Consider the following 10,571-nt stretch of genomic DNA (forward strand, 5'->3'; position numbering starts at 1 on the left):
AGCCGCCGCCACTGGCAGCGCATCGCCCCGGCCGGCACGTCCGGCGGCCGTCCCCCGGCATCAGGCCTCGTCGCGCACCAGGGCGAGCAGCCGGTCCAGGACGCGCGGCCCGCCGGCCCGCACCCCGTCGTGCTCGAACTCGTCGGTGACCCAGGTGCGCAGTCCGCGGATGGCGCGGGCGGTGTCCAGGGCGTGGTCGGTGTCGACGTACATGTCGTCGTGGTAGACGGCCGCGGCGACCGGGACCGTGTTCGCGGCGAGCCGGGCGGGGTCGTACAGGGGCTGCCAGTCGGTGCGGGCGGCGAGCGCGTCGGCGGTCTCGCGCAGCGGGCGCAGCGCCGGGTCGCAGTCGAACGTCCAGGGGTGCACGGACTCGCCGGTGAACAGCACCGGCCCGTCGCCGGCCAGTGCCTTGGCCGCGTCGAACTGCGGGAACTCCCCGCGGATCCGCTCGGCCGACCAGGCGGTGGGGCGGGCGTCCTGGCCGTAGATCGCCTCGTGGACGAGGCCGTACAGCGGGTGCCCGGCGTACGACAGCAGGCCCTGGACCTCCTCCTGGAAGGCGTCGGACAGGGCCGGGCCCTGCGGGGTGCGGACGAAGGCGTGCTCCAGGAGGAAGTGGAGGCGGTGGCTGCCTTCGCCGGTGCCGAGCAGGATGCCGAGGGACTGGAAGGCCTCGCCGGTGAGGCGGTAGCCGTTCGGGAGGGCGACCTCGTGGGTGAGCAGGTGGTCGGCGATGCGGCGGACGCGTTCGACGTCCTGCGGGTAGCGGGCGTAGTGGGCGGTGACCTTGCGCTCGATGCGCGGGTAGGCGGCGCGGTAGACGTCGTCGGCGTGGGCGTCCAGGGCGGGCAGGCCACCGGTGATCAGGGCACCGGCCAGGCCCTCGGGGTGCAGGGAGAGGTAGCTGACCGTGCAGAAGCCGCCGAAGCTCTGGCCGAGGACCGTCCAGGGGGCGCCGCCGGTCAGCCCGGGGCGGATCGCCTCGCAGTCGCGGACGATCGAGTCGGCGCGGAAGTGCGCGAGGTAGTCGGCCTGTTCGGCCGGCCCGCCGCGCAGCGGCAGGGTCTGGCGGTTGGCGGGCGTGGAACGGCCGGTGCCGCGCTGGTCCAGGAGGAGGACGCGGTAGTCCTCCAGGGCGCGGCCGAGCCAGGCCTGCTTGCCGACGAAACGATTCGCCCCGAACCCCGGGCCGCCCTGGAGGTAGACCAGCCACGGCAGGTCCTGCCGTCCCCTGCCCGCCTTGTCGCTCGCGACGACCTCACGGGCGTAGAGCTCGATCGTCTCCCCCGCCGGGTCGTCGTGGTCGAGCGGCACGGTGAAGGAGTGGTCGGTGAGGACGACGCCGGGCTGGCGGTAGCTGACGGTCAACGGATCTCCTGGTTACGCAGGGTTTACGGCCGCGTCCCAGTTCAGCACATGTCTGTGCGCCGTCCGAGCCCGGGGATCATGAATATTGCTGAATATCTGGTCAGCGCGTGCTGAACGGGCGGTCAGCGGCCGGGCAACGTGGAGCTGCGCACCACCAGTTCGGGCTGGAGCACCACCCGCCGGTGCTCGTGCGCCCCCGCCGCTCCCTCGCGCGCCCCGGTCTCCTCGAGCAGCAGCTCCGCCGCCAGGGCGCCCATGGTGACGGCGGGCTGGCGCACCGAGGTGAGCGGGACGGCCGCGGCGGCGGCGAACTCGATGTCGTCGTAGCCGACGATGGCGAGGTCGTCGGGGACGCCGACCCCGGCCGCGTACATGGCCTGGAGGACGCCCAGGGCGAGCAGGTCGTTGGCGCAGAACACGGCCGTGGGCCGGTCGGCGAGGCCGAGAAGACGGGCACCGGCGTCGCGGCCGGCGGCCACGTCCAGACGTTCGGTGGGCAGTTCGCGCAGCACGTCGGGGCCGAGACCCGCCTCGCGCAGGGCGTTCAGGGCGCCGGTGCGCCGGTCGCGGACCTGGTTCAGGCCGGGGGGACCGCTGACGTACGCGATGGAGCGGTGCCCGGCGTCGACCAGGTGCCGTACGGCCAGGGCGCCGCCCGCCACGTCGTCCACGGAGACCGAGCACTCGCTGGCGCCCTCGGCCACCCGGTCGACCAGCACGAAGGGGATGTTGTGGCGGCGGAAGGCCGCGATGTTGCGGCCGGTGGCGTCGGTCGGGGTCAGCAGGACGCCGCGCACCCGCTGCTCGGCGAAGAGCGAGAGGTACTCGGCCTCCTCGCCGACGCTCTGCGCGCTGTTGCAGACCATCACGCCGAGCCCGGCCTCGCGGGCGGCCCGTTCGGCGCCGCGGGCGACGTCGACGAAGAAGGGGTTGCCCATGTCCAGGACGAGCAGGCCCATGATGCGGCTGCGGCCGGCGCGCAGCTGCCGCGCGGACTCGCTGCGGACGTAGCCGAGGCGGTCGATCGCGGAGAGCACCCGGGCGCGTGTCTCGGTGGCGACGGTATCGGGCCGGTTGATGACGTTCGAGACCGTGCCCACGGAGACACCTGCGGCGCGGGCGACGTCCTTGATACCCACCGACTGGGTCATCGGATGGAGACCTCCGGGAAGACGAGGGGCGGCGGGCGGGGGTTCACATTACCGTCACCGGGCCGCACACCAGAGCGGATCAGGCGGGCAGTTCGAAGTCGACGACGTGGAGCGGCGAGGGCGTGGTGCCGCTCGATCTCTCCTGGTAGAGGAACGACAGGACGTTGTCCGCCGCGACGCGCATCTCGTCGATCACGACCTCCCCGAAGGCGTTCAGGCCGCCGCCGTCGTACAGCAGGGTCCAGTCGGTGTGGCCGGAGGCCTTCGAGGCGGCGGCGATCCGGCCGTACGGCAGGACGGCGTAGGCGTTGTCGTGGCGGTCCAGGACGAGTTTGGTGCGCCCGCTGGAACCCAGCGGAACGGGTATCTCGGTCTTGAGCCAGCTACCGGCGGCGTCCTTGCGCAGGTGGAAGGCGCGGCCGTGCGCGGTGCGCTCGGTGACGTGGTCGCCGGTGCGCGGGCCGAGGCGGACCGGGACGTGGCTGATGATCGCGTGCGGCAGCCCGGCCGAGTCGGTCCACTGGCTCTCCTGGTTCATCAGGCAGTGGCCGGGGCCGAGCGGGTCCACGACGAGTCCGGGGCCGGTCACGGCGACCTTGTCGGGGCCGCCGGTGGTGCCGACGACCTGGCCCGCGTCGTTGCGCCAGGTGCGGCCGCGGTCGGTGGAGTACACGTAGCCGGTGTCGTGGTTGGCCAGGCCGCCGCCACCGGTCACCGCCCCGTTCCGCTCGCGCCAGGTGAAGAAGGCGTGCAGCCGGCCGTTCGTGTCGTAGTCGATGCCGTGCAGGTACATGTTGCGTGCGGTCGAGGTCCCGTGCTCGCCGGTGTAGGTGCCGGTGGAGCTGGTCCACTCCCCGAGGCAGGTCCAGGCCGAGCCGTCGTACTCGGCGAGGGCGCATCGGCCGTCGCCGCTCATGCCGGCGCGGTAGCTCAGCTGGAGCCCGCCCTCGGGGGTGGGGACGAACTGCGGGTAGGTGAAGCGGGAGGTGAGGGCGAGCCCGTCGAGCGTCGTGCCTACGGCGCCGAGGGCCTCTGTGGTCCAGGGCGTGCCGGCGGGGTCGTCGAGGAGTCCGGCGGCCGACCTGACGTAGTGGAAGCCGTCGCTGTGCGAGTCCATGTTCAGGTGGAGCCGGCCGTCGGCCCGGGAGACGCCCATGCAGATGACGTTGTGGGAGTCGTCCGCCTTGAGCCGGTGGGGCAGGGTGACGGTGGACCAGGTGGAGTCGCCCAGGGCGCGGCGGGCGACCACGGCGTGCCGGCCGGCGGAGTACCAGGCGGCGTACTGGTGGCCCTGGTAGGTCAGCAGGCCGCTCTTCTGGAAGGAGCCCGTGTTGACCAGGCCGTCGTAGGAGACGAAGTGGACGGCCCGGGCGTCCAGCCGGCTGCGGCCCTGCGGGGTGAGCGACGGGCCCTGCGGGCTGCGCGACGGGACCTTGGGGGTGAGCGACGGTGTCATGGCAGGCTCCGGGTCAGGCGAGGTGGAAGACCTCGGTGAGGGGCTTCATCGCCTCGTCGGGCCGGGCGCCGTCCAGCGACTCGAAGAACGGCGCCATCTCGGCCTGCCAGCGGGCGTTGACGTCGGTGGCCTCCATGCCCGCCTTGGCGGCCTCGAAGTCCTCGGTCTCCAGATAGCCGACGAGGAGGCCGTCGTCGCGCAGGAAGAGCGAGTAGTTGTGCCAGCCGGTGGCCGAGAGCGCCTCGCGCATCTCGGGCCACACGGCGGCGTGGCGTTCGCGGTACTCGGCGATCTTGTCCTCGCGGACCTTGAGGAGGAAACAGACGCGCTGCATGAAGTACCACTCCCGGCGGGGCAAGAGAGACTCGGGGACGAGGGCTCAGAAGTTGAACTGGTCGATGTTCTCGGCGTCGAAGACCGTCGGCTTGCCGAGGTTGATCACGCCGTCCTTGCCGATGGTGGACGTCCCCATGTCACCGGCCTTGAAGGTCTCGCCCTCCTTGCCGGTGATCTGCCCGGAGGACAGGGCGACGGCGGTGCGGGCGGCCAGTTCGCCGAGCTTGGCCGGGTCCCACAGCTCGAAGGCGTCGACGGTGCCGTTCTTGACGTACTTGCGCATGTCGTCGGGCGTGCCGAGACCGGTCAGCTTGACCTTGCCCTTGTACTTGGAGCCGGACAGGTACTGGGCGGCGGCCTTGATGCCGACGGTGGTCGGGGAGATGATCCCCTTCAGGTTCGGGTACTGCTGGAGCAGGCCCTGGGTCTGCTGGAAGGACGCCTGGGCGTCGTCGTTTCCGTAGGCGACCTTGACCAGCTTGATGTCCTTGTACTTGGGGTCCTTCAGCTCCTCCTTCATGAAGTCGATCCAGGTGTTCTGGTTCGTGGCGGTCTGCGCGGCGGAAAGGATCGCTATCTCGCCCTTGTAGCCGATCTGCTTCGCCAGCAGCTGGACCTCGGTGCGGCCGAGGTCCTCCGCGGAGGCCTGCGAGACGAAGGCGTTGCGGCAGTCGGGCTTGGTGTCGGAGTCGTAGGTGACGACCTTGATGCCGTTCTTCATGGCCTGCTTGAGCGCGGTGCACAGGGCGCCGGGGTCCTGCGCGGACACGGCCATCGCGTCCACCTGCTGCTGGGTGAGCGTGTTGACGTAGGAGACCTGGCCGGAGGTGTCGGTGGCGCTGGAGGGGCCGACCTCCTTGTACTTCTCGCCGAGGGCCTCCAGGGCCTTCTTGCCGCCGTTGTCGGCGGAGGTGAAGTAGGGGTTGTTGACCTGCTTGGGCAGGAAGCCGACGGTCAGGCCCTTCTTCGTCGCGGCGTTCGGGTCCGCCTTGCCGGCCGAGGAGGCCGCCGCGCCGCTGTCGTTCTTCACGTCGTTCTTGGTGGTGCCGCCGCAGGCGGTGACGGCCAGGGCGAGGGAGGCGACGGCGGCCAGGGCCGCACAGGTACGGCGGATCGATGCTCTGCGCATGAGGGTTCCTTACGACGGAGTACGGGCTTCGGTGACGAGGACGGGGGAGAACGAGCGGGTTACGAGGCCGGTGTGGGCGCCTTGGACACGGGCGCCGAGGCCGTCCGGCGTCCGGCCCGGGCCACCGCGATCTGGCGTGCGACGCGGGGGCCCAGCACGGAGATGACCAGCAGGACGCCGGTGACGACGATCTGCGACTGGGCGGAGACGTTGACCAGGCTCATCACGTTCTGGAGCGCGCCGAGCAGGAACACTCCGGCGACGGCGCCGCCGAGGGTGCCCCTGCCGCCGTCGAAGTCGATGCCGCCGAGCAGGACGGCCGCGACGACGGAGAGCTCCAGCCCGGTGGCGTTGTCGTAGCGGGCGCTGGCGTAGTGCAGGGCCCAGAAGACGCCGGTGAGCGCGGACATCAGGCCGGTGGCGACGAACAGGATCAGCTTGTGCCGCTTGACCCGGATGCCGGCGAACCGGGCCGCCTCCTCGGCGGCGCCGATCGCGAACAGCGACCGTCCGAACGGGGTGGCGTGCAGCGTGACCACGGCGATCGCGAGCAGCACCAGGAAGGGCAGGAAGGCCTGCGGCAGGAACGTGTCGCCGAGGCGTCCGGCCGCGAAGTCCAGGTACTGGGTGGGGAAGTCGGTCACCGCGTCCGAGCCGAGCACGATCTGCGCGATGCCCCGGTAGGCGGCGAGGGTGCCGATGGTCACGGCCAGGGACGGCAGTCCGAGCCGGGTCACCAGCAGGCCGTTGACCAGGCCGCACACTGCGCCGAGCAGCAGGCACAGCGGGATGATCGTCTCGATGGTCATGCCCTGGTTCCACAGCGCGCCCATCACCGCGCCGGACAGACCGGCGGTGGAGGCGACCGACAGGTCGATCTCACCGGCGACGACCAGCAGCGTCATCGGCAGGGCGATCAGCGCGATCGGCAGGGTGTTGCCGATCAGGAACGACAGGTTCAGGGAGTTGCCGAAGCCGTCGACGAAGCCGAAGGAGAACAGCAGGACCACGACGAGCAGGGCGCCGACGACGGTGTCCCAGCGCACGGCACGGGAGAGGGACTCAGGCATGGCGGGCGTTCCCCTTCTTCAGGGCCGAGGCCACGCGCAGCGCGACGATCCGGTCGACCGCGATGGCGAGCAGGAGCAGGATGCCGTTGATCGCGAGCACCCACACGGAGCTGACGCCGAGGGCGGGCAGCACGCTGTTGATCGAGGTCAGCAACAGGGCGCCGAGGGCCGCTCCGTAGACGCTGCCGGAGCCGCCGGTGAAGACCACGCCGCCGACCACGACCGCGCTGACGACGGTGAGTTCGTAGCCGTTGCCGGTGCCGGAGTCGACGTTGCCGAACCGGGCCAGGTACATCGCCCCGGCGAGGCCGGCGAGGCCGCCGCAGAAGGTGTACGCGGCGAGGATCCGCTTGCGCACCGGGATGCCGGCGAGCCGGGCGGCCTCCGGGTTGGAGCCGAGCGCGTACAGCTCGCGGCCGCCGGAGAAGTTCTTCAGGTAGTACGCCGTGCCGACGAGCACCACGAGGGCGATCAGCGCCAGGTACGGCACCGCCGAGATGCCGCCGGAGCCGAAGTCGACGAAGCCGCCGGGCAGGTCGGCCGCGGTGATCTGGCGCGAGCCCACCCAGATGGAGTCGATGCCCCGGATGATGTAGAGCGTGCCGAGGGTGACGACGAGCGCGGGCACCTGGCCGAGGCTGACCAGCAGGCCGTTGAGCAGGCCGAAGCCGACGCCCAGGAGCACCGCCAGGACGATGGCCACCAGGGAGTTGCCGCCGCCGTGCAGATAGGTGCCGGCGGCGAAGGCGCTGATGCCGAGCGTGGAGCCGACCGAGAGGTCGACGTTGCGGGTGATGACGACCAGCGACTGGCCGGTGGCGACCAGCACCAGGATGGTCGCGTTCAGCAGCAGGTCCTTGATGCCCTGCTGGGAGAGGAACTCGCTGTTGCCGGCCTGGGTGACGGCGATCATCACCAGGAAGACGACCAGGATGGCGAGTTCGCGCATCTTGAAGACACGGTCGACCAGGCGGGTGCCGCTGGACTTGGGCACCTCGGTGGCGGAGGCGGGGTTGGGGGCGGTCACGGTCACGCGGCCCTCCCCGTGGCTGCGGCCATCACGGTTTCCTCGGTGGCGTCGGCGCGGGGGATCTCGGCGGTCAGCCGGCCCTCGTGCATCACGAGCACGCGGTCGGCCATGCCGAGGATCTCGGGCAGGTCGGAGGAGATCATCAGGACGGCGACACCGTCGGCGGCGAGCTGGGACAGCAGCCGGTGCACCTCGGCCTTGGTGCCGACGTCGATGCCGCGGGTGGGCTCGTCGACGATGAGCACCTTGGGGCCGGTGGCGAGCCACTTGGCCAGGACGACCTTCTGCTGGTTGCCGCCGGAGAGGGTGGAGACGGCGTCCGCGATCCGGGCGTACTTCACCTGGAGCTTGACCGCCCAGTCCAGGGAGCGGCTGCGTTCGGCGCCGCGGTCCACCAGGCCGGCCCTCCTCGTCGTACGGAGTCCGGTGAGACCGATGTTGCGTTCGATGGACATCTCCATCACCAGGCCCTGGGCGCGCCGGTCCTCGGGGACGAGGGCGAGCCCGGCGGCCATCGCGGTGGACGGGGCGCCGTTGGTCAGCTTGCGCCCGCCGACCTCCACCTCGCCGGCGTCCCAGCGGTCGACGCCGAAGACGGCCCGGGCGACCTCCGTGCGCCCGGCGCCGACCAGTCCGGCCAGACCGACGATCTCGCCGCACCGCACCTCGAAGGAGACGTCGGTGAAGACGCCCTCGCGGGTGAGCCGGCGCACGCTGAGCGCGACCTCGCCCGGTGTCACGTCCTGCTTGGGGTAGAGCTCGTCGAGGTCGCGGCCGACCATGCGGCGCACCAGGTCGTCCTCGGTCATGCCGTCCAGGGGCTCGCTGGCGATCCAGGCGCCGTCCCGCAGGGTGGTCACCCGCTGGCAGATCTCGAAGATCTCCTCCAGGCGGTGCGAGACGAACAGCACCGCGGCGCCCTGCTCGCGCAGGGTGCGGACGACCCCGAACAGGCGGGCCACCTCGCTGCCGGTGAGAGCGGCGGTGGGCTCGTCCATGATCAGGACGCGGGCGTCGAAGGAGAGCGCCTTGGCGATCTCGACGATCTGCTGGTCGGCGATGGACAGGCCGCGCGCGGGGCGGTCGGGGTCGAGTTCGACGCCGAGCCGGCGCATCAGGCCGGCGGTGGCCTCGTGGGTGGCCTTGTGGTCGATCCGGCCGATGGCGCGCCGGGGCTGGCGTCCCATGAAGATGTTCTCGGCGATCGACAGGTCCGGGAAGAGCGTGGGCTCCTGGTAGATCACGGCGATGCCGGCGTCGCGGGCGTCGCCGGGTCCGTGGAAGACGACGGGCTCGCCGTCGAGCAGCACCTGGCCGGCGTCCGGCCGGTGCACTCCGGCGAGGGTCTTGATGAGGGTCGACTTGCCCGCGCCGTTCTCCCCGGCGAGGGCGTGCACCTCCCCCGGAAACAGTTCCAGGGCCACGTTCCTGAGGGCACGCACCGCACCGAAGGACTTCGAGATGTCCCTGAGCGCCAGCACCGGGGCCGGACCCGCGTCGGACGGGTTGGTCATTGGGGGCTCCTCGACGACGCCGGCCGGCAGCCGTACCGGGTCGTGAAAGGTTTCAACTGGGTTGCCGGGACGTTAGGCATGGAGCCGATGTCACGTCAATGGGTACGGATCGAAAAAATTTGGAGGCTCAAAGGTCACAGCGGGGTCACGGAGAAGAGTCCAGCCCTGGGGGTTGACACCCCCACTCGGGGCCCATACCTTCCGGTCCTGAATCGTTTCACAGCGAAGCGCGTTCAGAAGCCGTTCACACGCTTTCCACCCCACGCCACAGGAGCCCTGCAGTGACCGAGCTCGCCGCGGTGAAGGCCGCGCTCAAGACCCAGGCCGTCGAGACGCCGTCGTGGGCGTACGGGAACTCGGGGACCCGTTTCAAGGTGTTCGCGCAGGCCGGCGTTCCGCGCACGGCGCGCGAGAAGCTGGACGACGCGGCCAAGGTGCACGAGTTCACCGGCGTCGCCCCGACCGTCGCCCTGCACATCCCCTGGGACCGGGTCGACGACTACGCCGCGCTCGCCAAGCACGCCGAGGAACGCGGTGTGAGGCTGGGCGCCATCAACTCCAACACCTTCCAGGACGACGACTACAAGCTGGGCAGCATCTGCCACCCGGACGCGGCGGTACGCCGCAAGGCGGTCGACCACCTGCTGGAGTGCGTCGACATCATGGACGCCACCGGCTCGCGGGACCTGAAGCTGTGGTTCGCCGACGGGACGAACTACCCCGGGCAGGACGACCTCCGCACCCGGCAGGACCGGCTCGCCGAGGGTCTCGCGGTGGTCTACGAGCGGCTCGGCGACGACCAGCGGATGCTGCTGGAGTACAAGTTCTTCGAGCCGGCCTTCTACGCCACGGACGTCCCCGACTGGGGCACGGCGTACGCGCACTGCCTCAAGCTCGGACCGAAGGCGCAGGTCGTGGTGGACACCGGGCACCACGCGCCGGGCACCAACATCGAGTTCATCGTGGCGACGCTGCTGCGGGAGGGGAAGCTCGGCGGGTTCGACTTCAACTCCCGCTTCTACGCCGACGACGACCTGATGGTGGGCGCGGCCGACCCCTTCCAGCTGTTCCGGATCATGTACGAGGTGGTGCGCGGCGGCGGGTTCACGCCCGAGGTCGCGTTCATGCTCGACCAGTGCCACAACATCGAGGCGAAGATCCCGGCGATCATCCGGTCGGTGATGAACGTGCAGGAGGCCACGGCCAAGGCGCTGCTCGTCGACCGCGAGGCGCTCGCCGCCGCGCAGGCCTCGGGTGGCGTGCTGGAGGCCAATGCCGTGCTGATGGACGCGTACAACACGGACGTGCGGCCGCTGCTGCGCGAGGTGCGGGAGGAGATGGGGCTGGACCCCGAGCCTCTGGTGGCGTACCGCCGGTCCGGGTGGGCCGAGAAGATCGTCGCGGAGCGAGTGGGTGGGCAGCAGGCCGGTTGGGGGGCGTGAGCGTCTGCCGGGCTTCTGTTCGTCGCGGCGTGCGGGCCGGTTGTGGCTGAGCGCCCCCCGCGGCGGAGCCGC

The 10,571-nt window shown here is 71.1% G+C and carries 9 protein-coding genes; 1 reads left to right on the plus strand and 8 read right to left on the minus strand.

The window, feature by feature from the left end:
- Positions 1–60: 60 nt before the first annotated feature.
- From R2S09_RS11355 to R2S09_RS11390, 8 genes are all read right to left on the minus strand, one after another.
- A complete protein-coding gene (locus R2S09_RS11355; protein WP_316740733.1) occupies positions 61–1,371 on the minus strand; it encodes an alpha/beta fold hydrolase in 1,311 nt (436 codons plus the stop codon).
- Positions 1,372–1,493: 122 nt separating this feature from the next.
- Positions 1,494–2,522, minus strand: coding sequence for a LacI family DNA-binding transcriptional regulator (locus R2S09_RS11360; protein WP_306187215.1), 1,029 nt, complete (start codon positions 2,520–2,522; stop codon positions 1,494–1,496).
- 79 nt (positions 2,523–2,601) lie between these two features.
- Positions 2,602–3,978: a BNR repeat-containing protein gene (locus tag R2S09_RS11365; protein WP_306187216.1), complete on the minus strand. Its 1,377-nt coding sequence runs from the start codon at positions 3,976–3,978 to the stop codon at positions 2,602–2,604.
- Positions 3,979–3,991: 13 nt separating this feature from the next.
- The gene (locus R2S09_RS11370) at positions 3,992–4,312 is read right to left on the minus strand and encodes an L-rhamnose mutarotase (RefSeq protein ID WP_306187218.1); all 321 of its coding nucleotides are present in this window, start codon (positions 4,310–4,312) and stop codon (positions 3,992–3,994) included.
- A gap of 45 nt (positions 4,313–4,357) precedes the next feature.
- Complete coding sequence (gene rhaS, locus R2S09_RS11375) at positions 4,358–5,443, minus strand: rhamnose ABC transporter substrate-binding protein (protein ID WP_306187220.1); 1,086 nt, start codon at positions 5,441–5,443, stop codon at positions 4,358–4,360.
- A 59-nt stretch (positions 5,444–5,502) separates the two neighbouring features.
- The gene (locus R2S09_RS11380) at positions 5,503–6,513 is read right to left on the minus strand and encodes an ABC transporter permease (RefSeq protein WP_316740736.1); all 1,011 of its coding nucleotides are present in this window, start codon (positions 6,511–6,513) and stop codon (positions 5,503–5,505) included.
- Positions 6,506–7,546, minus strand: coding sequence for an ABC transporter permease (locus R2S09_RS11385; protein WP_316740737.1), 1,041 nt, complete (start codon positions 7,544–7,546; stop codon positions 6,506–6,508). The genes R2S09_RS11380 and R2S09_RS11385 overlap by 8 nt, the downstream gene beginning before the upstream one ends.
- Positions 7,543–9,057 carry a sugar ABC transporter ATP-binding protein gene (locus R2S09_RS11390; RefSeq protein WP_316740738.1) on the minus strand — a complete coding sequence of 505 codons (1,515 nt, stop codon included), beginning with the start codon at positions 9,055–9,057 and terminating at the stop codon, positions 7,543–7,545. Before R2S09_RS11390 ends, R2S09_RS11385 begins: the two co-directional genes overlap by 4 nt.
- 281 nt (positions 9,058–9,338) lie before the next feature.
- On the opposite strand from R2S09_RS11390, the gene rhaI reads away from it, so the two are divergent.
- On the plus strand, positions 9,339–10,499 hold the full coding sequence (rhaI, locus tag R2S09_RS11395) for an L-rhamnose isomerase (protein WP_316740739.1): 1,161 nt from the start codon (positions 9,339–9,341) through the stop codon (positions 10,497–10,499).
- Positions 10,500–10,571: the final 72 nt, after the last annotated feature.

This window comes from Streptomyces sp. MK7, assembly GCF_032658145.1.
Lineage (GTDB): Bacteria > Actinomycetota > Actinomycetes > Streptomycetales > Streptomycetaceae > Streptomyces > Streptomyces spiralis.

Bases quoted from the DNA above. Each gene is read 5' to 3' on its own strand.
- R2S09_RS11380 (WP_316740736.1), bottom strand. From the start codon at position 6,513: ATGCCTGAGTCCCTCTCCCGTGCCGTGCGCTGGGACACCGTCGTCGGC.
- R2S09_RS11365 (WP_306187216.1), bottom strand. From the start codon at position 3,978: ATGACACCGTCGCTCACCCCCAAGGTCCCGTCGCGCAGCCCGCAGGGC.
- rhaS (WP_306187220.1), bottom strand. From the start codon at position 5,443: ATGCGCAGAGCATCGATCCGCCGTACCTGTGCGGCCCTGGCCGCCGTC.
- R2S09_RS11360 (WP_306187215.1), bottom strand. From the start codon at position 2,522: ATGACCCAGTCGGTGGGTATCAAGGACGTCGCCCGCGCCGCAGGTGTC.
- R2S09_RS11370 (WP_306187218.1), bottom strand. From the start codon at position 4,312: ATGCAGCGCGTCTGTTTCCTCCTCAAGGTCCGCGAGGACAAGATCGCC.
- R2S09_RS11390 (WP_316740738.1), bottom strand. From the start codon at position 9,057: ATGACCAACCCGTCCGACGCGGGTCCGGCCCCGGTGCTGGCGCTCAGG.